The sequence below is a fragment of the Thermovenabulum sp. genome (assembly GCF_049723235.1).
In the GTDB taxonomy this organism is placed as follows: Bacteria; Bacillota; Thermosediminibacteria; order Thermosediminibacterales; family Thermosediminibacteraceae; genus Thermovenabulum.
In genome coordinates this window covers 54,111-76,697 of record NZ_JBNARB010000007.1, presented here as the reverse complement: position 1 = coordinate 76,697, position 22,587 = coordinate 54,111, and the positions used below count along the sequence as shown (strand labels likewise).

Here is a 22,587-nt window from a genome sequence, read left to right as displayed (position 1 = left end):
GAGGTAAGAAAATGTATTTTCCACAGGATTATAAATACCACAAAGAACACACCTGGGCAAAAATAGAGGGAGATATAGCGGTAATTGGAATTACCGATTATGCCCAGGATAAATTGGGAGAGGTGCTGTTTGTGGACCTTCCCGAGGAGGGAAGCAGCATTAAGCAAAACGAGATTTTTGGGTCCGTAGAATCGGGTAAGGTGGCCTCTGACCTTTACGCCCCCCTTAGCGGCGAAGTAATAGAGGTCAATGAAGAATTAGCGGACAGTCCCGAACTTATCAACGAGTCGCCTTATGAAAAAGGATGGATGATCAAAATAAAGATTGAAGATCCGGCAGAAATTGAAAATTTACTGGATTATAATGATTACGAGAGTATATTAGAGTAAAATAATTACTAAAAAATTATCATATTTACCGGTAAAGCTCCTGCGGTCAAAACCGCAGGAGCTTTTTGCACTATTATAAGAATTTCTTCAACCACTAATATTATTCAAAACCGAAAACAATTAATGAATATTAATCCTCATTCTTGAATATCTATTTATAAAAGTATACCAAAAACCATAGGGGGGTCGTTATGAATTTCAAGTTATTATTTATCTGTCTTGCTGTTTTTGCAATTGGGGACATATTGGGAGCCTGGACAAAGGCGAAGCTATCTTCCGTTTTTGTTGCTTTAATGCTTTTTCTGGCAGGATTTTTGACAGGCGTTATTCCGAAAGATATAATTAACCAGGCTGGATTAAGTCAGATTGCAAAATGGGCTTCACCTTTTATAATTTTTCACATGGGGACAATGATAAACTTTAAAGAGCTGATTAAGGAATGGAAAACCGTTGTATTATCGATTATTGCAATGTTAGTAGCAGCTTTGTCGATATTTATCATTCTGCCTTTAATAGGTAGAGAAGCGGCAATTGTAAGTATACCGATTATAAACGGAGGAATTGTAGCTACTCAAATAATGACTCAAGGGGCTATGGAAAAAGGGTTTTCCCAGGCTGCTGCCTTAGGGGCAATCGTATATGCGGTACAAAAATTTGTGGGAACACCACCCGCATCTTTATTTGGGCTTAAAGAGGCAAATATTATCCTTAATGAACATAGAATGGGCATTAAAAGGGAAGTATTTATAAAAAAGGAGGAAATTTCAAAAGAAAAGGAGAAAACTTTTTATGAAAGATTTGAAAAATATTTTACCCCATTTACATGTCTTGGAGTAACGGCATTTTTTGCATGGATGTCCAGGCTCTTAGAAAGTATTACTCCTGTAAATTATTCTATTTGGGCACTGATTTTAGGTGCATTGGTGGGATATTTTGGGCTCGTTCCTCCAAAAATCCTTGAGAAGGGCAATTCAGCCGGGCTATTGCAGATGGCCATTTTTGCAAGCATTATTCCCTCACTTGCGGAAATAAATGTAGCGGACTTAGCAAAACTCAGCTTTCAGACCTTACTGGTTTTTGCCGTTGTTTTAATAGGGATTTTCATATTTATTTACCTTATACCTTTATGGAAGATTGTGGGCTCAAGAAATTTAGCAGTGGGAATAGCGGTGGCTCAATTACTGGGCTTTCCGGCTACTTACCTTATTGCCAACGAGATAGCTACTGCTGTATCAAAAACCCAGGAAGAGAAGGAATTAGTACTTCAGAAGATAATGCCTGCTTATGTGGTAGCGGGTTTTGCCTCAGTAACCACTATTTCGATTATTATCGCGGGAATTTTTGTAAAATTTTTATAGGGGGGGTAGTCAGGTGTTAGAATTTGATCTTTTGCAGTACAATTACCCTTCAAGAAGGAATGTGGTTCTGTCAAAAAAGGGGATGGTAGCAACTTCTCACCCCTTAGCCGCTCAAGCGGGTATAGAAATAATGAAAAAAGGAGGCAATGCGGTAGATGCGGCAATTGCGGCGGCAGCATGTTTAACCGTGGTAGAACCTACCGGAAACGGCATCGGAGGCGATGCTTTTGCAATCGTATGGTATAAGGATAAAATGTACGGATTAAATTCCAGCGGACCTGCGCCAAAAGGAATAACTGCTGACAAATTATTGGATATGGGATTAAAGGAAATGCCAAAGTACGGCTTTATTCCGGTAACGGTTCCGGGAATTCCCGCGGCCTGGGCAGCACTTAATAAAAGATTTGGCAAGCTCAGCTTAAAGGAGGTTTTGGAACCGGCAATCCGGTATGCCTATGAAGGCCATCCGGTATCGGTAAACGTAGCAAAATTATGGAAAAAGGCTTACGATACTTTTATTCAGCTGAAAGGAGAGGAATTTAAACCCTGGTTTGATACCTTTTGCCCTGACGGAAAACCGGTAAAAGCTGGAGAGGTATGGAGTTCAAAAGATCACGCCCGCACCTTGGAATCCATAGCGGAAACTTATGCGGAATCCTTTTACTGGGGAGAATTAGCGGAAAAAATTGACGATTTTTCGAGAAAATTCGGCGGTTTTTTAAGGAAGGAAGACCTGGAATCCTTTGAACCGGAATGGGTAGATCCGGTAAGTGTAAACTACAGGGGTTATGATGTATGGGAAATTCCTCCAAATGGTCACGGAATCACGGTATTAATAGCTTTAAATATATTGAGCGGTATGAGCTTTGATTCAAAGGAAACCGTAGAAACCTATCACAAGCTCATAGAAGCGGTAAAACTTGCCTTTGCCGATGCACAAAAACACATAGCAGATCCTAAGTACATGAAAGTTTCCGTGAAGGATCTATTAAGCTTAGATTATGCGGAAAAGAGGAGAAAATTAATCGGAAATGAAGCGATGGTACCCGTTGCCGGTGAGCCTAACAAAGGAGGGACGGTTTACCTAGCAGCGGCCGACGAAGAGGGAAATATGATTTCATATATTCAGAGCAATTACATGGGGTTTGGTTCGGGTCTGGTGGTACCGGGAACGGGAATTGCCCTGCATAACCGGGGGAATAATTTCTGTTTAGATAAAGAGCATGTAAATTGCATAGCTCCCGGTAAAAAGCCTTACCACACTATAATCCCGGGGTTTTTAACAAAGGATGGGAAAGCTGTAGGGCCTTTTGGAGTGATGGGTGGCTTCATGCAGCCGCAGGGACATTTACAGATTCTCGTAAGCATGCTGGATTTTAAACTGAATCCTCAGGATGCTCTCGATGCACCCAGATGGCAGTGGGTGAAGGGTAAGACGGTCCAGGTAGAACCGGGTTTTCCTGCAAATATTGCTCAGGCCCTTGCAAGAAAAGGTCATGATATAGTGTATGAAACGGAATCTATAAATTTTGGAAGGGGGCAGATTATTTGGAGGACTGACGACGGTGTATTCATCGGTGGGACAGAACCGAGAACGGATGGGTATATAGCCGTATATTAATGATAAAGGGTCTATAATAAGAAAAGGCTGTTGGGTACCAAACCAATAGCCTTTTTAATGTGCGCGCGGCATGTTTACAACCTATAGGGTGAAAGTCCATTACGGGGGTTGATAGCACCAACCGTTAGCTGAAGGCAAGGAGCTTCACATTTTAAATGGTTCACATTAAAAGAAGTTTTACTGCAATTACGGAAGCAATAAAGCCAGTAAGGTCGGCAAAAAGGCCTGCAGGAAGGGCGTGCCTCGTATTTTTTATACCTACCGATCCAAAGTACACTGCTAAAATGTAAAGGGTTGTATCGGTTGCGCCGTTCATTGTCGCTGCGATCCTTCCTAAGCAGGAATCCGGCCCGTAGGTTTTAAAAATTTCCACCATTATACCCTGGGCTCCTCCACCGGAAAGAGGCCTGATTATAGCCATTGGCAATACTTCCGCGGGAATCCCCGTAATCCTGGTTAATGGAGCAAGTAAAGAAATGAACAAATCCATGGCACCGGAAGCTCTAAATATTCCCACACTTACCATTACTGCCATTAAATAGGGGATAATTCTTACAGACGTAAAAAAACCTATTTTTGCACCTTCTACAAAGACCTCGTATATTTTTATTTTTTTTATGTATCCGTAAGTCATAATAAAAAGGATAAAAATGGGAATTGCCCATTGAGAGAGAATATTTATTAAACGGTAAAGCAAAACAATCCCTCCATAGTTAAAAGTATCTAATAAAACTTTTCAAGGATTTTTACAGCGATGATCCCCGCGATTGTAGAACAAAGGGTGGCCATTAAGGTAGTACCTATGATTGCGGAAGGATTGTCAGAACCCGATGCTTTCATTAAAGCTAAGGTGGTTGTGGGGATAAGGGTAATGGAAGAAGTATTTATTACTAAGAAGGTGCACATGGCGTTGGATGCGGTGTCTTTTTTAGGGTTTAAATTTTGAAGTTCTTTCATGGCTTTTAAACCCAGGGGTGTGGCAGCATTCCCGAGGCCCAGTAAATTTGCAGCAAAATTCATCGCCATTGCCCCCATAGCGGGATGGTTCGACGGTATATCGGGAAAAAGTTTTTTCATAACGGGTTTAAAAAAAGAAGCTATCTTTTCTATAAGCCCTGATTCTTCTGCGATTTTCATAAGGCCCATCCAGAAAGAGATACTGCCGATTAGCCCAAAACATAGTTCAACAGTGGATTTACTGCTTTCAAATACCGCCTGCGTGACCGCATCAGTTTTTCCAGTGATAGCACTTAAAACAATTCCCGTAAAAACAAAAAAGAAAAATATAAAATTCATCGCCATTGCCAATTACCCCCTCATATATATTTATGAAAAATGTTTGGCATAAATCCATAAAAAAAATAAGGGGAAATGGTAATAGCTGTAAGAATATGATAAATTTATATTAAATAATTTAATAAAAGGTGGATAAATATTGTTAAATAAATAACAAAATGCCAAACATTGTGTTATAATTAAAAATGAGAAATATGTCACAAGATGGGTGATAAAAAATGGAAAAATGTACCGTAGTATTTAATCCTGCAAAAAAAAGTATAATTGTAAAAAAAGGTGCGAACCTGCTGGAAGTAGCGAGAAAGGCAGGTATATTTATTGATGCACCCTGCGGAGGAAAGGGTAACTGCGGAAAATGCAGGGTAAGGGTAGTAAGCGGTGAGCATCGAATGGAATTTACATCTTTACTAAAAGAGGAAGAGCTAAAAAATGGGATCAGGCTGGCATGTCTAACTTTTGTCGAAGGCGATATGGTAGTGGAGTTACAGCATGTGGACGTTGTGGAAGGTATTTTCGTGGAAGATATAAAGCCGGGAGATGAAAAGAGCGAAAGGATTGAAAAGGCATGTAAAATGCTAATGGAGCAGGGTTTTAAAAGAGATAGCGGAGCTTTTTCTGCATATTTGGAATTACCGCCACCTACCTTAGATGATAATGTGGCGGATTTAGAAAGGTTAAAAAGAGAACTCAGGAAAAAGTACGGAATAAATGACCCGATGTTTTCCTTAAATGTAATGAAAAAAGTTTCGGCAAAATTGAGGGAAGGAGATTTCAGGGTAAGAGGCCTTATTTTGAAAGATAAATCTTCATACGAAGTATTGGGATTGGACGGTTTTTATACCGATGGTATTTACGGTATATGTGCGGATATCGGTACTACTACGGTAGCGGTAAACCTGGTGGATTTAAATACGGGCGAAATAATAGCTTTTGCCTCCAGCGCAAACCTTCAAATCCAGTACGGAGGGGATGTAATAAGCAGGATAATATACTCCGGTGAGGAAGGAGGGTTGGACAGGCTCAGGAAATCGATAGTAGATGGAACTATAAATCCATTGATTAATAAAATCACCCTGAAAAACAACATAAAAAAAGAAAACATAGTTTTATGCGTGTTTGCCGGGAATACTACCATGAGTCACCTCTTTCTGGGGATTGACCCTGCCAATATAAGAATTGAGCCGTATATTCCCGTTTTTAAAGAATGTCCTGAACTGAAGGCGAAGGATGTGGGTATAAACGTGAACCCCGAAGCAAAAGTTATACTCCTGCCCAATGTGGCGAGCTATGTGGGAGGGGATATTGTTTCGGGAATTCTGGCTTCGGGTATATGGACTCAGGATAAAAATATACTATTTTTGGATCTGGGTACAAACGGAGAAATTGTACTGGGGAACAGGGATTATTTGCTTACCTGTGCTTGCTCGGCAGGGCCCGCTTTTGAAGGAGGGGAGATCAGCTGCGGGATGAGGGCTGCACCCGGGGCAATAGAGAGCATTAAAATTGACAGGGAAACCTTTGAGCCTTCAATAAATGTCCTGGGGGGTAAAAAACCTAAAGGTGTTTGCGGTTCGGGACTGATTGACCTTATTGCAGAAATGTTTCTTTCAGGTATAATTGATTCTAAAGGGAAGATTTCCCGGGAGGTTCCATCGGATAGGATCAGGTACGATGAGGACCTGGATGTAATGGAATACGTCCTTGTCCGGGACAAGGACAGTTACGATGGAAGGGATATTACGATAAATGAAATTGATATCGATAATCTTTTAAGAGCAAAAGCCGCAGTCTATTCGGGTTTAAGTGTGCTTTTAAACAGTGCGGGGTTGACGTTGCAGGATGTGGACAAAATAATTATAGCGGGAGGAGTAGGCAGTAATCTACACATAAGAAATGCAATAAACATAGGTCTTTTACCCGATGTGGAAGAAAGTAAATATTACTATATGGGAAATGCCTCTTTGATCGGCTCTTACCTTTGCCTTTTATTTTTGGAGGCAAGGGATAAAGCAAAGGAAATATCCGATTCAATGACTTACATCGAATTAAGTACCTTTCCTTCCTACATGGAAGAGTTCATAAAGGCGTGTTTTATACCCCACACCGATTTAAACTTGTTTCCCGGTGTGGTGAGTTTATTGGAAAAAGTCAAAAGGAGATGAGTGTTATGCACATGCACGAAGGGCATCCCGGTAACAGCGAAAATCAGGCATCGGGAGATATACAAACATTAAAGGTTTTGCTCGCTCACTGGATAGAACACAATAAATCCCATGAAGAAAATTTTAGAAAGTGGGCGGAGAAAGCAAAAAACCTTGGCAAAGACGAATGCGGGGAGTATATAAAGAAAGCGGCCGATTTGTTATTAAAAGCCAGTGAAGCGCTCTTTGAAGCAAAAAAATATATCTAAGAGGGGTGAAAAAAATGTGCGAATCCAGGGTGGTTCTTATAGAAGACGGTAAGGAAAAAGAGATAATGGAAAATGTGATTTACATTGAACCCCAGGAAGGGAAAGTATTTATGTACGACCTTTTGGGTCAGCAAAAACTTGTGGATGCGGTAATCAAAGAAATAAAACTGCTTGATCATAAAATTATTCTTGAAAAGAGGAAGTAGGTATGATTATAGCGGTGGTAGATGGAATGGGGGGAGGAATTGGGAGCCAGATTATTTCCCTTTTGAGGCAGGACCTTCCCCCGGATGTAAAAATATACGCTTTGGGAACCAATTCGGCAGCAACGACCAGCATGATGAAAGAAAAGGCTAACAGGGGCGCAACGGGAGAAAATGCCATAGTAACTACGGTAAAGAAGGTGGATGTAATTGTTGGCTCGCTGGGAATTGTAATACCTAATGCCATGATGGGAGAAATCACGGAAAAAATAGCTTCTGCTATAGTTGAAAGCAGGGCGAAAAAGATATTGATACCAATTGTAGACTGTGAAGATGTTGTGCTTCTTGGGATTGAAAAAAGGCCCCTTTTTCTTTCGATAAAGGAGGCTATTGAAAAAATCAAGTCAGAGTTTCAGTAAAGGTAGGAGTGCAGGCATGTATAGAAAGTATTTTCAAGATATCGTTGATTTACTTGTAAAAGAAGTTAAAAATTTTTATAAAGACAGATTGATAACCTTAGCAATTTTTGGTTCTGTAGGCAGGGATTCTTTTAGGCCGGATTCGGATATTGACTTTTTGATTATTGCGGATGACTTGCCCCGGGGTAGGATGGCGCGCATTAACGAGTTTTTAAAAGTAGAAAAAAAGATTGAGCCATTAATTAACAGTCTTAAAAAGCAGGGCATCAATACATATCTATCTCCGGTTATAAAACAAAAAGACGAAGTTTTAATGGGCAGCCCTCTTTTTTTGGATATGGTGGATGATGCGAAAATCTTGTACGATAAAAACAATTTTTTCAGGGATTATCTTCTTAGTTTGAAAAAAAAGCTAAACGAACTGGGGGCTCAAAAAATATACAAAGGAGGAGCCTGGTACTGGGTTTTGAGCAGAGATTACAAAGAAGGTGAGGTGATTGAAATTTGACCAACGAAACACTGGCCAGAAGTTATCTCTTAAAAGCTCAGAAACGTTTGAAGATCTTAAATGTACTGCTTGAAGAGGAAGCTTATTCTGATGTGATAAGGGAAGCTCAGGAAATTGTGGAATTAGCGGTGAAAGGGATGCTCAGGCAGATTGGAATAGATCCTCCAAAGCAGCATGAGGTAAGTTCGCTTTTGATAGAATATAAGGAAAGATTGCCCCGGGATGTAATATCGGATTTAAATGAAGTTATGCGTATTTCTAAATGGTTGAGGAAGGAGCGAGAATTTTCTTTTTACGGGGATATTGATTTTATACCTACAGAAGAGTATACCCTGGAAGATGCTGAAAAGGCAATAAAGGATGCGGTGTTTGTAGTTTCAGTAGCACAAAAGGTAATAAAATAATCCGGGGAGGTAATAACTTTGAAATCAAAGGTGTATTTTTTTGATTTAAGGGCTAAGAAGAGAAACGAAAGCCTGTCGGCAAAGGTGGGCAGGATTTTTGATTCCGCGGGATTTAGCAGGATCATTTCGGAAAACGATATGGTAGCATTAAAGCTTCATTTTGGAGAAAAAGGGAACAATGCCTTCATAAATCCAATTTTTGTAAGGCAGGTAGTGGACAGGGTAAAAAAGTGCGGTGGGAAGCCTTTTTTGACCGACACAAATACTTTATATAAGGGCTCCAGGAGCAATGCAATTGACCATGTGGTTACGGCAATTGAAAATGGTTTTGCCTATGCGGTGGTTAATGCACCTGTTATTATTGCTGACGGATTGGTTAGCAAGGACTCGGTAGAGGTAGAGATTAACAAGAAGCACTTTGACAAAGTAAAAATAGCTTCGGCAATTTACTATTCCAATGCGATGATTGTCCTTTCTCATTTTAAAGGTCATGAAATGGCCGGCTTTGGTGGTGCTATAAAGAATCTCGCTATGGGTTGTGCCCCCGCATCGGGAAAACAGCGTCAGCACTCCACATTAAAACCCAGGGTTGCCGAAAACTGCAGAGCATGTCTTGCCTGTATTAAGAATTGTCCCCGGGACGCCATTACCCTTGTGGATGGTAAAGCCTACATAGATGCGGAAAAGTGCATAGGCTGCGGTGAATGCATCTCCATGTGCGTATTCAACGTGATTAAGCCCGTATGGAAGACTGACATAAACGAATTTGTGGAGCGAATGGTAGAGTACGCCTACGGGGCTTACTTAAATAAAAAAGAAAAAACAGCTTTTATAAACTTTGTGATGAACGTAACTCCCCTATGCGATTGCACTCCCTGGAGCGATGCTCCAATAGTTCACGATATTGGTATCTTAGCTTCCTTCGACCCCGTTGCCTTGGACAAAGCGTGTTTTGACCTTGTCAATTCCCAGAATGGCAATCCGCATTCCGCCTTAGGGGATAAGAACAGCGGCTTTAAAGCAGGAGAGGACAAATTCAGAGCAATTCATCCCGAGACAAGGGGAGAATACCAGTTAGAATACGCTGAAAAACTGGGGATGGGAACCAGGGATTATGAATTAGTAAGACTAATGTAAAAAGGAGATTTTTATGCTGTTATTATCGGTAATAATTTTTGCTGTTTTTTGTAATATCTACCTTTTTAGAAAAAATGTAAATATAGGCGTGATAATGCTTTTAAACTCATTGCTGGTAGCCCTGTACAAAAGGATGCCTTTTAATCTAATGATTTCTACAGCTTTTAAAGCGGTATTATCGGAAAAAACCTTAGAGCTTATATTCATTCTGATAGCTATTATGATAATTGAAAATATAATGAGGACCAGCGGCATGATCGTAAAGATGGCCCAGAGCCTGAGGGTTTTTATAAAAAACGGACTTTTTTCAGCGATTATGCTTTCTGCAGCCCTGGGACTTCTGCCTTCTCCTGGTGGCGCAAGGTTTTCCTGCCCCATAGTGGAGGAGGTTACTGGGGATGGGTTATCAAACCTGAATAAAGCCTATATAAATTACTGGTTCCGGCACGTGTGGCTTGACGGTTTTATCCTTTACCCTGGTGTAATTTTAGCTGCAAAATTGCTAAATGTAACTGTTGGCAGGCTATTTTTTCACCTGTTGATTTTTATATTCGTGTATGCGGTATCCGGAATACTAATCATTGGAGAAAAAGGGGAAGAAAAAAATAAAAAAATAAACGTAGAAAATAATAGTTATAAAAAAAGGGCTTTAAAGGATATTGTTTTTAGCCTTTCGCCGGTAATTTTGATGATAGGACTTTATCTTTTGCTGGTAAATCGGTTCGAATATGCTTTAGATGTCTCGGCTGTAGCAACTATAATATATTTGATTTTTTTGAACCGATTGGATTTTAAAGAATTTAAAAGGGTTATAAAAGAATCTTTGAACTTAAATTACGTAGTGTTGATAATAGGAGTTATGGTTTTTAAAGATTTTTTAACGGTTTCCGGTGCGGTGGAGTCATTTTCCCGGACGGTGATTTATTATAAAATCCCGAAGGAATTGCTGTTTATACTTATACCGCTCATTTCCAATTTCTTTTTCGGGGTAACAGTAAGTTTCGTATCCTTGGCTTTTCCGATTTTGATACCCTTAGGACTTAATCAAAATCTATGGCATGCTGCCTGTGCTTTTGCTGCCGGTTTTATTGGCGGGATGATAACGCCTGTGCACCTTTGCAGTGTGATGTCAGCGGAGTATTTTAATGTGAGTATTGAGAGGCTTTTGAAAAAGGTGATGGTTTCCTCTTTTGCGGTAATGATAACAATAATAATAGTATTAATTTTATCGTAATAAAAAAGCAGCCGTCGAAGGCTGCTTTTTTAATAATTTATTACCGCTGTCCTTGTTTTATCATCCCATGTCACTTTGGCTCCCAAGTTTTCGGCCACATATCTTAAAGGAACGTAAACCCTTTTGCCTACCATCTCCGCGTATTTATTTGCAACTTTAAGGGTTATAGTTTTATTTCCTTTAAAAATACTTACTTCCTTCTTTTTAGAATCCCATTCCACCTTAGCTCCCAGGTTTTCCGAAATCAGCCTTAAAGGTACCATGGCGCTTCCTTTTTTATTAAGGTAAGGTATTGCATCGGGAGAGAAAAGGTCTTTACCGTTCAGACTTATGGAAAAATCTACTACAGGGATTGTAAAGGTCTTTTGAAGAAATGCAGCAGTGACTTTAAGAGTAAGGTTTCCTTTTTCCTGAGCATTGATGCTTAAATGCTCCCTGTCAAAAGTGTATTTTTTGTTGAAGCTTAAAGCTATGTCGTAATTATAAGGGTAATTAATTGAGAGTTTACTCTGATAGTAAGAAATTCCTTCTAATCTTATCTCGGATAAGATTCCTTTTTTTACGTAAAGAGTTTTATTTTCTATATCCTTAATAACAGGAACTACTGAATAATTGGGAAAACTGCTGTGGATATCAAAAAGCACTACTGCAGGGGCTGGATTCCCAATAGAAGGAATCCCTATGAATTTCACGGAGTTTTCCTTGAAAACGTAGAATTTTTCATCCTTACTTATAACGTGAACCTTCACATTTTTTTGAGCTAATTGAGTAAGCAGTTTTTTAAAAAGTTCGGCTTCTAACCTGTCGTTGAATTTTTCTAAGGGGGTATTTAAAAATACAAAAACTTTTTTGTATTTTGCCGCGCTGCTCAGGTCTTTTAAAAAGGAAATCCATTGATTGTAATCGGTGGCATTTATTCCGCCCTTTTCCGCTCTTAAAAAGATGAATAAATTGTCTTTATCGGAAAAAGATTGATAGCCCTTACCAAACCCTTTCAGGTTGGAAAGGTAGTTTTTGGGGATTATCTGATTTAGCTCCTCTAAACTGCCCGTGTCATCAAGGGTTATAATATAATCAGCTTTAAGTTTTTTGATAATATCCAAGGTTTTTGTCAATACCTCTTTATACTCCGCATCCGATAATTTATTTTCCGCCATACCGCTGAGTATGGCAAAATCCGCATCGGAAATTTTTTTATTTTCAGCGTCCTTCCTTTCAGGGCTGGAAAAATCCAAACCTTTGAAGTCAGAGGTTTCTTCAACGGGGATATTGAATTTATTTATATCCTCGGGGTGTATGTAAGATGGCACGCCGTTTTTATCAATTCCGAAAAACTCTGAACCTGTTTTTATAATTTTTACCGGTTCTATGATTTTTATATTTATCGATTTGGTGACATTACCGTATTTTGCGGTTATCACCGCATCCCCTTCTTTTTGCGCAAAAAAGGTGTTTTTATCAAACTTGCCTGCGCCTTTGGAAATGCTCCACTGCACCCGGTTTTGGTCTACAGCAATCGGATTAAAATACTCATCGTAAGCTTTTACATCAAGGACAAGTCTTGAGTTTTTTGCAACGGTAAGGGAAGGACTCTTTATAATAAGTCCGGCAATTTTTCCAAGGGGAGCTTTGTTTACTATGCCAATTCCGTTGACTATAGGCCTTTCCTTTTTCTCGGAAGGATTGTTTAAAACCTTTATATTTTCCTCTCCCAAAGGTCTTCCTACCATGGTGGAGGAGCCGCCGCCGTCTAAATTAAGTGCAAAATAAGCTCCCAGGTTTAACATTAAATTGGCCAGTTCTTCCTGGGTTACCCCGTCGCTTTCTTCCTGCCTTCCATCCACCGCTACCATCAATAGTTTTGTTTTATCCTTGGTGAAGCCTATGGCGGTCCTGGGATGCACGCCGTTTATATTATGGGAAAAGTTTTCGGGAATTTTGCCGTTATCCACCAGGACGGCACCGCCGCCAACGGCGGTTTTGATGTTGGAAATATCCGGTATAAATTTCAGTTGTATATTAATAGAATCACCCTGAGAAATTTTAGAATAAATCTGAGCTGCCAGGTCCTGTCCCACTGCTATAACCAATCTTCCCTCATCAATAGTAGAGGATTTTCCGAAGAAAAAGTTTTCGATAATTCCATCCTTTATGATGAGAAAAAGGGCTTCACCTTTTTCAGGGGGTAACTTATAGGTTTCCTTACCGAAAAAGGTATTGTAAAGCATTACCTTTCCCGCAGGGTCTCCTATTTTATTTACCGAAGCTACGGGAAAAACCGTGCCGTCTTTCAGGGTTATTTTACCTTCGAAGGAAAAATTCATTATCAGGGGAATTTTATCAAAGGTCATGGCAAAAGCGGACATATCGGTGCGATTGGAAGGGGATGAAAGGAGTTTTCCCTCATTTATTTGTACCCCGATGGCGGAGGAGGGATTTGTCATGGAAAAAAAGTCGCCGTTTATCCCAGCTACGGCATTATTTGATTTTACAAGGTCGCTTAAAGGTTTTCTCTCCGATAAATTCTCTTTATTGTATAAGCTTACTATATCAATATAAGGAGAGGTTAAATCCACCGTTAGAATATGTATTTTTTTAAATCCCTGGGAAGTAAATATCGTCCTTTTCTCGTATATGACTCCCTTTGCTACGGGAGTTTGTTCTTTTTCTTCGTAAAGGGTTACCCATCCCTGGGCAAAAATACAAAAAGGCAGTAACACGTTCAAAAGGTATAAGAACGTTACTAAAAAGGCAAGTTTTTTTAATTTGTTCAAGCTAGAAACCTCCTTGAGTGAATTGAATAAGGAATTTATATATAAAAAGGAGTCCCAGGATTACGGGTTGATGAAGCAGGTAAATTAAAAGCGAGTTTTTACCCAGCAGATGGAAAAAATTTTTCTTTTCATGTTTTGCTGTTAACCTTTTGCCCTTTGCATAAAAAGTCTTAAAGAATGCCGTTCCCAGGAGGAAAACCCCGAAATAGGGGAAAACGGGATAATAATCCAGAGATGCAAAATCATCGGAAATAAGGCCAAGGGGGAAAAGAAAATTATTTTCCACCCTTATGCCGTCAAAAACGATTCCGATAATAATTGAAGCTATGGATAACATCAGCAACAGGGGTACATTCCTTTTTTTAAAAAAGAATGAAAGCAGGTAGGATACCCCCATAAAATGAAGTATGCCGAATTTAACGTACATATCCGGATCGATCGCATAGGTGACCAGGGTAATTAAAATACCCAGGGAAAAAATTTTTAAACCCCGCAATAAATAATTTTTACTGAAGTTTACGCTGATACCCGCAAGGAAAATAAACATCAATGCGGATAACTTACCCTCGTAATACCAGAAGCCTCTGCTGTAGCTAACAGGAATCCCCAGATAGTAATTCAGGTCAAAAATTATATGAAAAATTACCATAAGAATAACCGCTAAACCGCGCAAAAAGTCTATCTCATCAATTCTTTCCATAAGTCCCACCTTTTTTTACCGGTTGTTATAAGTATAACAGGAAAAGCATCCGGTGTCTATTTTTGGCATTTTAAATTTTGATTACAATTTGTTTATAATACTGAGTTGTAAAAATTTTTATCAACAAAATCATAGTAAAATAGTATAGATTATAAGAAAAATAAAATAAAAAAGTAAAATATAAAGATTTATATAGATAATTTCATATAATCGACAATAATGAAATTTTACAACATTTCTATGTATGTTTTATAATATTCGCTAAATACTTATTTATCCTTTTAATTGGTTAAAACGATAAATGAAAAATTACATACGGGGAGGGGTAATGTGAGAGATTTAAAAGAACTACTAAAGGAAGTATTTCCAAAGGTAGTCGAACTTCGCAGGGATTTTCACGCCAATCCCGAGCTCGGCTATCAGGAAGTGAGAACTGCAGAAGTCATCGCAAAAACTTTAGAAGGACTGGGCATTACCGTTAAGAAAAATGTGGCAAAAACCGGTGTGGTGGGATTGCTGGATACCGGAAAGCCCGGTCCAACGGTAGCTTTGAGGGCAGATATTGACGCTCTGCCTGTCAAGGATGCGAAAAAAGTCGAGTATGCATCCCGCGTGGAGGGAGTCTGTCACGCCTGCGGTCATGACGGGCATACCGCAATACTTCTCGGTGTTGCAATGGTGCTGTCAAAGTTGAAAGAGGAATTTTCGGGCAAAGTAAAATTTATCTTTCAGCCCTGTGAAGAGCATCTTCCGGGCGGAGCAAAGTTCATGATCGAGGAAGGGGTACTGGAAGATCCCAGGGTGGACAATATTTTCGGACTTCACCTGTGGACCAATTACCCCATAGGCAAGGTGGGGGTAAAGGCGGGCGCTTTGATGGCTGCTCCGGACTCCTTTGCCATAGAAATCCTCGGGAAAGGTGGACACGGTTCTGCTCCTCATCAGGCAATTGACGCCGTAGTAATTGCCGCACAGGTGGTTCAGGCGCTCCAGACAATCGTAAGCCGCTCGGTAGATCCTTTAGATCCTGCCGTGGTGAGTGTGGGAGTAATGCAAGCTGGATACGGCTTTAATGTTATTGCGGACACAGCAAAAATTATTGGAACCGTTCGCACGTTTAAGGAAAGAACCAGGGCTGTTATAAGGAAGAGGATGGAGGAAATTGTAAAAGGGATCACCTCTGCTTTTAACGCCGATTACCGAATTGAGTACACCGAAGGGTATCCGGCGCTCATAAATGATGAAAAGGTTGCGGAATTTGTTAAAAAGATTGCCGCGGAAACCCTGGGCGCCGAAAATGTATGGGAAGCCGAGCCGGTGATGGGCGGAGAGGATTTTGCTTATTTCCTTCAGAAGGTTCCCGGCTGCTTCGTATTTCTGGGGGCAAGGAATGAAGAAAAGGGAATAGTTTATCCCCATCACCATCCCGAATTTGATTTTGATGAGGATGCCATGCTCCTCGGGATGGAGTTGATGGTTAAATACGTTTTGAGAAATGAAGAAATTAAAAATTAAATTAATTAAAGAAGGGGGTCTTTTATGAGCAATATGGAAAATACTAAAAAAAGGAGGTCCTTGCTGGACGGTTTTCTGAATTTTGTTGAAAAGGCCGGTAATAAATTACCGGACCCTGCCACCATCTTCTTTGGGCTTGCTATTTTAATGCTTTTGCTTTCTCACTTAGCCGAGATGGCTGGATGGCAGGCGGTAAATCCTGCTACAAAAGAAACTGTAAAAGCGGTAAGCCTTTTAAAGAGGGAAAATGTTGTAAGAATATTGACCGAAATGGTAAATAACTTTGCATCCTTCCCGCCCCTTGGCTTGGTACTTGTCGTTATGATGGGCGTAGGGGTGGCGGAGTACAGCGGACTTATAAGCGCATTATTGAGAAGGCTTTTAAGCGGCGCTTCTCCTTCCATTATCGTTCCCGCCGTAATATTAATCGGCGTCCTGGGTAATGCGGCCGGCGACTCGGCATTAATTATCATGCCGCCTTTAGCAGCAATGATATTTTTGAGCATGGGAAGGCATCCCCTTGCCGGTTTGGCCGCAGCTTATGCAGCGGTAGCGGGAGGTTTCAGCGCCAACCTGTTTGTCAACATGCTGGATGTTTTGCTCGCAGGATTCACCGAAAAAGCCGCCCAGATAATCGATCCAAAATATATAGCAAATCCTGCGATGAACTATTATTTCCTGATAGCTTCCACCTTTATCCTCACTGCGGTAGCCTCCTGGGTTACAGTTAAAATAGTTGAGCCCCGCCTGGGCGAGTATACGGGTGTAAGAGAAGAATTCCATCCCTTGACCGAAAGCGAAAAGAAGGGTCTTAGAGTTGCCGGAATAGTTGCATTGATTTACATCGCTATAATCGCTTACTGGACATTGCCTGCAAACGCTTTGCTGAGAGATCCCAAGACAGGGTCCCTTATTGTATCTCCCTTTATGAAGAGCTTGGTGCCCATAATGACCGGATTATTCCTGTTCCCTGCAATAGGTTACGGTGTTGCTGCGGGAACGATTAAATCGGATAAAGACTTAGCGGCTCAGATGTCCAGGGCTATGAGCACCATGGGTTCATATATCGTTATAGCGTTTTTGGCAGCTCAGTTCATTACCTTCTTCAACTGGAGCAATATAGGTACCATTTTGGCGATTAAAGGAGCGGACTTTTTAAAGAACATAGGATTTACAGGACTTCCGCTGCTCATCGGTATTATTATATTCTCCTGCTTGATAAATATTTTGATAGCCAGCGCATCAGCCAAATGGGCGGTTCTGGGTCCGGTTTTCGTGCCAATGCTTATGCTTCTCGGGTATTCGCCCGCATTGACCCAGCTTGCTTACAGAATCGGTGACTCCATTACAAACCCGATAACACCGCTTTTAGCTTACTTCCCGATGGCCCTTTCCAGCGCAAGAAAATACGACGAAAAACTGGGTATGGGAACGCTTATTTCGATATTACTGCCTTATTCCATTTATTTTGCGATATTCTGGATTATCCTCTTTGCAATATGGTATATGTTGAATTTACCCTTGGGTCCCGGAAATATGATTCACTTATAATTGCAGTTTCTTTTTGGTTAAAAAATCTCTTACCGGCAATAGCCGGTAGGAGATTTTTTAATAATTGACATAAAATTAATTTAAAGGAATAAATAGGCGATAGAGGAGCATAGGAGGGGTAAAATGTTATCTTCAAATATAGAAAGAATAAAAAGGGATATTGAAAATTTAGCCCGCTTTACCTCTACACCCGGTCAGGGGGTTACCCGTTTTACCTATACCGGGGAACACAAAAAGGCGATGGATTATATCGTTGAGGAGATGAAAAAAGCGGGTTTAAAGGTAAGGGTAGATAGTTTCGGGAATATTTTCGGCAGAAGAGAAGGTAAAAAGAATCTACCGCCTATTATGGTAGGTTCGCACATAGATACGGTTAAAAACGGCGGGGCTTTTGACGGACAGGCGGGTATTGTAGCAGGATTGGAGCTTTCAAGGGTTTTGAAGGAAAAGGATTTAAAGCTTGACGCCCCCCTGGAAATAGTTGCTCTAATTGAAGAAGAGGGCGGAAGGTTTGGGGGAGGCTTGATGGGAAGCAGGGCATTGGCAGGTTTGTTTGAGGAGGAATTGTATAATCTCCGGGATGAGGAAGGCATAATACTTTTTGATGCAATGAAATATTTTGGATTATCTCCGGAAAAGCACGAAGAGGCAAGGCTTTCAAAGGGATCCATCGCATGCTTTATTGAACTTCATGTGGAGCAGGGGCCCGTTCTTGAAAAGGAAAACAAGGATGCGGGAATTGTAGAGGCGATTGTGGGGATAGCGCAGTATAATGTCACGATAAGAGGAAGGGCCGATCATGCCGGGACTACCCCGATGAACATGCGCCTCGATGCTCTTTTAAAGGCTTCTGAAGTGATTCAAAATATTAACCGATGGGCAAGGCAAAAGGACGATTATACTGTTGCTACCGTCGGAAAAATAAAAGCCCTTCCCGGTGCTTCAAATATTGTGCCCAAGGAAGTGGAATTCAGCGTGGATATTAGGTCCATAAATGAAAGCAGTATGAAGGATATAGCCATGAAAATAGAGGATAATCTAAGGGAAATGAATGGGGAGGGTTTTGAGACTAAATTAACAAATTTACTTTACGTAAAACCGGTATTTATGGATGAGAAAATAAGGTCGGTATTAAATAAAACAGCAAAAGAGCTCGAGCTTTCAACTAAAGATATGGTGAGCGGCGCGGGACACGATGCCATGATTTTATCGAATATTTGTCCGGTCGGCATGATATTTGTACCAAGCCACAGGGGCAGGAGCCATTGTCCCGAAGAATTCACATCTTTTGATCAACTGAAAAAGGGTATAGACCTTTTGATAAATGCTGTGATTAATTTGGATGGAGAAATTCAGGCTGGGCTTGATTTTTTTCCGGCAGGGGGTTAAAATATAAATAGAACAAATGTTCGTAAAAGGTGGAATAAGGGATGCTGAATATTCTTCATGTGGATATGAATGCCTTTTACGCCTCCTGCCATCAGGCGAAGGATCCTTCGCTTAAAGGAAAACCCGTGATTGTAGCCGGCGACCCTAAAAAAAGGAACGGGATAGTTTTGACGGCTTCGTACGAAGCGAGGGCATACGGTGTAAAAACGGCGATGCCGAATTTTCAGGCAAAAAAACTTTGCCCTCACGCCGTTTTTTTAAAGCCCGACTATTTCCTTTATGTAGAGATGAGCGAAAGGGTAATGGATATACTGAGGAGATTTACTCCGGATGTGGAGGTTTTCAGCGTGGATGAAGCCTGGCTGGATGTTTCGGGCTGCGAGAGGCTTTTTGGAGATTCGGTGGAGATAGCCGGGAAGATTCAAAGGACAATAAAGGAGGAACTGGATCTTCCCTGTTCCATAGGGATATCCTGCAACAAAATCCTCGCAAAGATGGCATCGGACTTAAAAAAGCCTGCGGGCATAACGGTGCTTCATCCCGAAGAGGTGCCCGGGGTTATATGGCCCCTGCCCGTGGAAGAGCTTTACGGTGTGGGAAAGAAAATGGCTCAAAAACTTTATTCTATGGGTATAAAGACCATAGGAGACTTAGCCGGTATTCCGGTGGAATTTCTGGAATCTTCTTTCGGAGTAATAGGAAGGCAGCTTCACCTCTGGGCTAACGGTATAGATGATAGCCCGGTTAATCCCGAATTTTCAAAGGGGGAAAAGTCCATAGGCCACTCTTTAACCCTTCCAAAGGATATCACCACTTTTGAGGAAGCAAAGGCGGTATTGCTTTCCCTTTCCGAGCAGGTGGGGAGAAGGGTGAGGAGAAAAAAATTTGTAGGGAGGGTGGTTACCCTTACCCTCAGGGATGATTCCTTTCTTACCCGGACCAGGTCCGCCACCATTCCCTATACAAACACCACCGAGGATATTTACAGGACCGCAAAAAAGCTTTTGGAAAACAACTGGGATGGAAAAACACCTTTAAGACTTCTGGGCGTCAGCCTCTCGGGGCTTACCCGGGATTTCGAGCAGATCTCCATTTTTCCCCGGGAGGAAAAAATAAAAAGGCTTAACAAGATTGTGGATGAGATAAAGGATAAATACGGGGAGGGGGCCATCTGCAGGGCCGGGCAGAAAGCCGAGGTGGTTGGGATTAAAATAGGCTTCAGGTCATAGGACCTGGAGCCTTTATTTTGAGCCTTTTGAATCATGTTTGAAGGCATTTTCGGATTTATTATATACTTAAGAAAAACTAAAGGAGGAGGACGGGGATATGTTAAAAAGGATGATGGATGGCGTAAAAAAGCTCTGGGCGGAAGAAGAAGGACAGGGAATGGCGGAATACGGGCTCATATTGGCATTGGTGGCTATTGCGGTTATCGCGGCATTGGGCTTACTTGGAGGAGCGATCAGGGATAAATTCACTCAGGTAAAAGACGGATTACAAAATGCCCCCCAACAATAATTAAAAACATTGGTTCGAATATAAAATTAAATCATATATAATATCGATAATATCATTAATAATTAATAATCATTATTAAAAATGAAATAAGAATCGAACAAAGGAGGCTTTAATAAACTTAACACCCAAAGAAAAAATTGAATCGTAATAGCATCTTATCATGAGCAAATTCAAAAATAAAATCAATTGGCCCTACTCAAAAGGTAGGGCCAAATTTGCAAATGCCGGGAGTGGTGAAATTGGAAATATTAAGGGGGGTCATTCTAATAACCCTTTTATTCCTATGCTTTTTGACTGACATTACCAAGAACAAAATATACAATTTTGTGGTTTTTCCGGCTATGGTTCTGGGGATTTCGATAAACGGCTTTTTTGATGGGTTTTCGGGAATTATTCAAAGCGTAGAGGGTATGCTCCTTGGGATGGCGTTTCTTATTATCCCCTATGTATTAAGGGGTATAGGAGCGGGGGATGTAAAGTTTTTAGGAGCGATAGGGGCTATTATGGGGCCGGGTTTTACGTTAAACGCCTTCCTTTTTTCGGCCATAGCCGGGGGGATAATTTCCCTTGCCATAATGCTTTCCGATAAAAATTTGCGTTATAAGCTGAAAGCTGTTTTTCTTACCTTTTTATCCATGCTCGGCTTAATACCAAAGGGGTTAAACCTTCTGGAAAACCTTGATTCTCCAGTGAAAAAGGGGCGGTTTCCCTACGGAGTGGCGATAACCTTCGGTACCCTTTTGGCCTTCCTATTTCCGCTATAAGAGGGTGCATAAATATGCTTTGGATAAAGGGCTTAATAAAAAATGAAAAAGCACAATCTATGGTAGAATTTGCCCTGATCCTGCCGATGATCATCCTTTTGCTTTTTGGAATATTGGAATTTGGCAGGATTTATTATTCTCAGATAGTCCTCGTAAGGACTGCCCGGGAGGCGGTCAGGATGTGCGCGCTGGGAAAATCCGATCAGGAGGTAATCGAGAAGATATTTGAAATCACTCCTCTTCCCGATACGATGGAAAATTTGAGAGTGGAAGAGATTTTACCTCCGGAAGGGGAGAGGAAAACCGGAGATGCCGTTACGGTGAAAATTTCTTATAAACTGCCCTTGATTACACCCTTTTTTTTCAGTTCTCCGGGTAACCTTTTGACCCTGAAAGCCCAGGCAACGATGAGGATGGAATAAATGGCGAGGTGCATGAAATGATTATAAAGGTAATTAAAGAAAAAATTGTAGGATTTATCAAGGGGCAGTGCGGCCAGGCGATGGTGCTTTTTGCCCTATCCCTGCCGGTAATTCTGGGAATGACGGGACTTTTTATGGATACAGGGCTAATGGTGCTGGAAAGGGAAAGGCTTCAAAAGGCGTGCGATGCTGCGGCTATTGCGGGTGCCTATGAACTTCCCGATGAGGAAAGTGCCCGGGAAAGGGCAGCGGAATATTTTCAGATGAACGGTTACTCCGCTGAAAACCTGACGGTTTTTATAGTACCCGAGCAAAACAAAATAACCGTCGAAGGCAAAAAAAACGTAAACCTTACCTTTATGAGGGTAATGGGTTTTAATAATGTGGAAATAAAGGCAAAGGCTTCTTCGGTTTACGGTGCGGTAAACGGGATAACGGGAGTGGTGCCTTTCGGGATTCCCGACCAAAATCTCGAATACGGTAGACTCTATACATTAAAAGCAGCTCCAAAGGATGAATATGGGCCCGGAAATTACGGAGCGTTGGCCTTAGGCTTTAGGGGGTCCGCCAATTATGAAAACAATTTAAAATACGGTTACAGCGGTTTTTTAAGGGTAGGAGACTGGGTGGAAACCGAGCCCGGCAATATGTCCGGTCCCACCGAAAGAGGTGTGAACTACCGGCTCAATGCGTGTCCCCATAGCCCCCAGTGCAGTATAGAAAATTATCATCCGGGTTGTCCCAGAATAATGATAGTGCCTGTTTTTGACCCCTCCTCACTTTTACAGGGAAGGGATAAGGTAAAGATTGTAGGATTCGCGGCCTTTCTAATAAAAGGTATTTCCGGAAGCGGCAACGAAAACGAGGTTACCGGGTATTTCTTAAAAATGATACCTCCGGATGGATCTGATTTTACGATAAGCGGTTCCCAGCAAAACTATGGTCTTCATGCAGCTAAATTGGTGGAATAGGAAA

23 protein-coding genes are annotated in these 22,587 nt (G+C 41.1%); 19 read left to right on the top strand and 4 right to left on the bottom strand.

Annotation, left to right across the window (positions count from 1 at the left end; translation table 11 throughout):
- The first annotated feature begins 11 nt into the window (after positions 1–11).
- From gcvH to ggt, 3 genes are all read left to right on the top strand, one after another.
- Positions 12–389: a glycine cleavage system protein GcvH gene (gcvH, locus tag ACPLOV_RS05560; protein WP_424909829.1), complete on the top strand. Its 378-nt coding sequence runs from the start codon at positions 12–14 to the stop codon at positions 387–389.
- Positions 390–580: 191 nt separating this feature from the next.
- A complete protein-coding gene (locus ACPLOV_RS05555; RefSeq protein WP_424910783.1) occupies positions 581–1,747 on the top strand; it encodes a hypothetical protein in 1,167 nt (388 codons plus the stop codon).
- 13 nt (positions 1,748–1,760) lie between these two features.
- Complete coding sequence (gene ggt / locus ACPLOV_RS05550) at positions 1,761–3,368, top strand: gamma-glutamyltransferase (RefSeq protein WP_424910782.1); 1,608 nt, start codon at positions 1,761–1,763, stop codon at positions 3,366–3,368.
- Positions 3,369–3,528: 160 nt separating this feature from the next.
- On the opposite strand, the gene ACPLOV_RS05545 is transcribed toward ggt, so the two are convergent.
- Both ACPLOV_RS05545 and ACPLOV_RS05540 read right to left on the bottom strand, forming a co-directional pair.
- On the bottom strand, positions 3,529–4,065 hold the full coding sequence (locus ACPLOV_RS05545; RefSeq protein ID WP_424910781.1) for a spore maturation protein: 537 nt from the start codon (positions 4,063–4,065) through the stop codon (positions 3,529–3,531).
- Between the two features lie 26 nt (positions 4,066–4,091).
- Entirely contained in the window at positions 4,092–4,670 is a 579-nt protein-coding gene (locus ACPLOV_RS05540; RefSeq protein ID WP_424910780.1) for a nucleoside recognition domain-containing protein, read from the bottom strand.
- A gap of 212 nt (positions 4,671–4,882) precedes the next feature.
- Between ACPLOV_RS05540 and acsV the strand changes: the two genes are divergently transcribed.
- The 8 genes from acsV to ACPLOV_RS05500 are packed head-to-tail and all read left to right on the top strand — an operon-like array spanning position 4,883 to position 10,979.
- A complete protein-coding gene (gene acsV, locus ACPLOV_RS05535) occupies positions 4,883–6,826 on the top strand; it encodes a corrinoid activation/regeneration protein AcsV (RefSeq protein ID WP_424910779.1) in 1,944 nt (647 codons plus the stop codon).
- A 5-nt stretch (positions 6,827–6,831) separates the two neighbouring features.
- Positions 6,832–7,074, top strand: a complete 243-nt coding sequence (locus ACPLOV_RS05530) for a hypothetical protein (protein ID WP_424910778.1) — start codon at positions 6,832–6,834, stop codon at positions 7,072–7,074.
- A gap of 14 nt (positions 7,075–7,088) precedes the next feature.
- Positions 7,089–7,280, top strand: coding sequence for a CooT family nickel-binding protein (locus ACPLOV_RS05525; RefSeq protein ID WP_068748223.1), 192 nt, complete (start codon positions 7,089–7,091; stop codon positions 7,278–7,280).
- 2 nt (positions 7,281–7,282) lie between these two features.
- On the top strand, positions 7,283–7,696 hold the full coding sequence (locus ACPLOV_RS05520; protein WP_424910777.1) for a DUF3842 family protein: 414 nt from the start codon (positions 7,283–7,285) through the stop codon (positions 7,694–7,696).
- 16 nt (positions 7,697–7,712) lie between these two features.
- Positions 7,713–8,204 carry a nucleotidyltransferase domain-containing protein gene (locus ACPLOV_RS05515; RefSeq protein WP_424910776.1) on the top strand — a complete coding sequence of 164 codons (492 nt, stop codon included), beginning with the start codon at positions 7,713–7,715 and terminating at the stop codon, positions 8,202–8,204.
- Entirely contained in the window at positions 8,201–8,608 is a 408-nt protein-coding gene (locus ACPLOV_RS05510; RefSeq protein ID WP_424910775.1) for a HEPN domain-containing protein, read from the top strand. The genes ACPLOV_RS05515 and ACPLOV_RS05510 overlap by 4 nt, the downstream gene beginning before the upstream one ends.
- Before the next feature lie 18 nt (positions 8,609–8,626).
- The gene (locus tag ACPLOV_RS05505; RefSeq protein ID WP_424910774.1) at positions 8,627–9,745 is read left to right on the top strand and encodes a DUF362 domain-containing protein; all 1,119 of its coding nucleotides are present in this window, start codon (positions 8,627–8,629) and stop codon (positions 9,743–9,745) included.
- A 13-nt stretch (positions 9,746–9,758) separates the two neighbouring features.
- Positions 9,759–10,979 carry a DUF401 family protein gene (locus ACPLOV_RS05500; RefSeq protein WP_424910773.1) on the top strand — a complete coding sequence of 407 codons (1,221 nt, stop codon included), beginning with the start codon at positions 9,759–9,761 and terminating at the stop codon, positions 10,977–10,979.
- A 29-nt stretch (positions 10,980–11,008) separates the two neighbouring features.
- Here ACPLOV_RS05500 and ACPLOV_RS05495 read toward each other — a convergent pair whose 3' ends face one another.
- Positions 11,009–13,753 carry a phosphodiester glycosidase family protein gene (locus ACPLOV_RS05495; protein WP_424910772.1) on the bottom strand — a complete coding sequence of 915 codons (2,745 nt, stop codon included), beginning with the start codon at positions 13,751–13,753 and terminating at the stop codon, positions 11,009–11,011.
- A gap of 1 nt (position 13,754) precedes the next feature.
- The gene (locus tag ACPLOV_RS05490; protein ID WP_424910771.1) at positions 13,755–14,453 is read right to left on the bottom strand and encodes a heparan-alpha-glucosaminide N-acetyltransferase; all 699 of its coding nucleotides are present in this window, start codon (positions 14,451–14,453) and stop codon (positions 13,755–13,757) included.
- Positions 14,454–14,783: 330 nt separating this feature from the next.
- Here ACPLOV_RS05490 and ACPLOV_RS05485 point away from each other — a divergent pair, with 330 nt between their 5' ends.
- The 8 genes from ACPLOV_RS05485 to ACPLOV_RS05450 all read left to right on the top strand — a co-directional run bounded on the left by ACPLOV_RS05485 (position 14,784) and on the right by ACPLOV_RS05450 (position 22,583).
- Positions 14,784–15,968, top strand: coding sequence for a M20 metallopeptidase family protein (locus tag ACPLOV_RS05485; RefSeq protein WP_424909224.1), 1,185 nt, complete (start codon positions 14,784–14,786; stop codon positions 15,966–15,968).
- A gap of 24 nt (positions 15,969–15,992) precedes the next feature.
- Complete coding sequence (locus ACPLOV_RS05480) at positions 15,993–17,519, top strand: AbgT family transporter (RefSeq protein ID WP_424909225.1); 1,527 nt, start codon at positions 15,993–15,995, stop codon at positions 17,517–17,519.
- A 123-nt stretch (positions 17,520–17,642) separates the two neighbouring features.
- Entirely contained in the window at positions 17,643–18,908 is a 1,266-nt protein-coding gene (locus ACPLOV_RS05475; RefSeq protein WP_424910770.1) for a M20 family metallo-hydrolase, read from the top strand.
- A 41-nt stretch (positions 18,909–18,949) separates the two neighbouring features.
- A complete protein-coding gene (locus tag ACPLOV_RS05470; protein WP_424910769.1) occupies positions 18,950–20,137 on the top strand; it encodes a DNA polymerase IV in 1,188 nt (395 codons plus the stop codon).
- A gap of 97 nt (positions 20,138–20,234) precedes the next feature.
- Positions 20,235–20,426, top strand: a complete 192-nt coding sequence (locus tag ACPLOV_RS05465; protein ID WP_424909758.1) for a Flp family type IVb pilin — start codon at positions 20,235–20,237, stop codon at positions 20,424–20,426.
- 239 nt (positions 20,427–20,665) lie between these two features.
- Positions 20,666–21,190 carry an A24 family peptidase gene (locus ACPLOV_RS05460; protein ID WP_424909759.1) on the top strand — a complete coding sequence of 175 codons (525 nt, stop codon included), beginning with the start codon at positions 20,666–20,668 and terminating at the stop codon, positions 21,188–21,190.
- Between the two features lie 14 nt (positions 21,191–21,204).
- Positions 21,205–21,612, top strand: coding sequence for a TadE/TadG family type IV pilus assembly protein (locus ACPLOV_RS05455; protein WP_424909760.1), 408 nt, complete (start codon positions 21,205–21,207; stop codon positions 21,610–21,612).
- A gap of 17 nt (positions 21,613–21,629) precedes the next feature.
- Positions 21,630–22,583 (top strand): TadE/TadG family type IV pilus assembly protein, encoded by a 954-nt coding sequence (locus tag ACPLOV_RS05450; protein ID WP_424910768.1) that lies wholly within the window; start codon positions 21,630–21,632, stop codon positions 22,581–22,583.
- Positions 22,584–22,587 lie beyond the last annotated feature (4 nt).

What these genes read in the sequence shown, in the direction of transcription:
- ACPLOV_RS05475 (WP_424910770.1), top strand. Translation starts at nt 17,643, where the DNA reads ATGTTATCTTCAAATATAGAAAGAATAAAAAGGGATATTGAAAATTTA.
- ACPLOV_RS05500 (WP_424910773.1), top strand. Translation starts at nt 9,759, where the DNA reads ATGCTGTTATTATCGGTAATAATTTTTGCTGTTTTTTGTAATATCTAC.
- ACPLOV_RS05490 (WP_424910771.1), bottom strand. Translation starts at nt 14,453, where the DNA reads ATGGAAAGAATTGATGAGATAGACTTTTTGCGCGGTTTAGCGGTTATT.
- ACPLOV_RS05540 (WP_424910780.1), bottom strand. Translation starts at nt 4,670, where the DNA reads ATGGCGATGAATTTTATATTTTTCTTTTTTGTTTTTACGGGAATTGTT.
- ACPLOV_RS05520 (WP_424910777.1), top strand. Translation starts at nt 7,283, where the DNA reads ATGATTATAGCGGTGGTAGATGGAATGGGGGGAGGAATTGGGAGCCAG.
- ACPLOV_RS05555 (WP_424910783.1), top strand. Translation starts at nt 581, where the DNA reads ATGAATTTCAAGTTATTATTTATCTGTCTTGCTGTTTTTGCAATTGGG.
- ACPLOV_RS05530 (WP_424910778.1), top strand. Translation starts at nt 6,832, where the DNA reads ATGCACATGCACGAAGGGCATCCCGGTAACAGCGAAAATCAGGCATCG.
- acsV (WP_424910779.1), top strand. Translation starts at nt 4,883, where the DNA reads ATGGAAAAATGTACCGTAGTATTTAATCCTGCAAAAAAAAGTATAATT.
- gcvH (WP_424909829.1), top strand. Translation starts at nt 12, where the DNA reads ATGTATTTTCCACAGGATTATAAATACCACAAAGAACACACCTGGGCA.
- ACPLOV_RS05465 (WP_424909758.1), top strand. Translation starts at nt 20,235, where the DNA reads ATGTTAAAAAGGATGATGGATGGCGTAAAAAAGCTCTGGGCGGAAGAA.
- ACPLOV_RS05470 (WP_424910769.1), top strand. Translation starts at nt 18,950, where the DNA reads ATGCTGAATATTCTTCATGTGGATATGAATGCCTTTTACGCCTCCTGC.
- ACPLOV_RS05450 (WP_424910768.1), top strand. Translation starts at nt 21,630, where the DNA reads ATGATTATAAAGGTAATTAAAGAAAAAATTGTAGGATTTATCAAGGGG.
- ACPLOV_RS05515 (WP_424910776.1), top strand. Translation starts at nt 7,713, where the DNA reads ATGTATAGAAAGTATTTTCAAGATATCGTTGATTTACTTGTAAAAGAA.
- ACPLOV_RS05455 (WP_424909760.1), top strand. Translation starts at nt 21,205, where the DNA reads ATGCTTTGGATAAAGGGCTTAATAAAAAATGAAAAAGCACAATCTATG.
- ACPLOV_RS05480 (WP_424909225.1), top strand. Translation starts at nt 15,993, where the DNA reads ATGAGCAATATGGAAAATACTAAAAAAAGGAGGTCCTTGCTGGACGGT.
- ACPLOV_RS05525 (WP_068748223.1), top strand. Translation starts at nt 7,089, where the DNA reads ATGTGCGAATCCAGGGTGGTTCTTATAGAAGACGGTAAGGAAAAAGAG.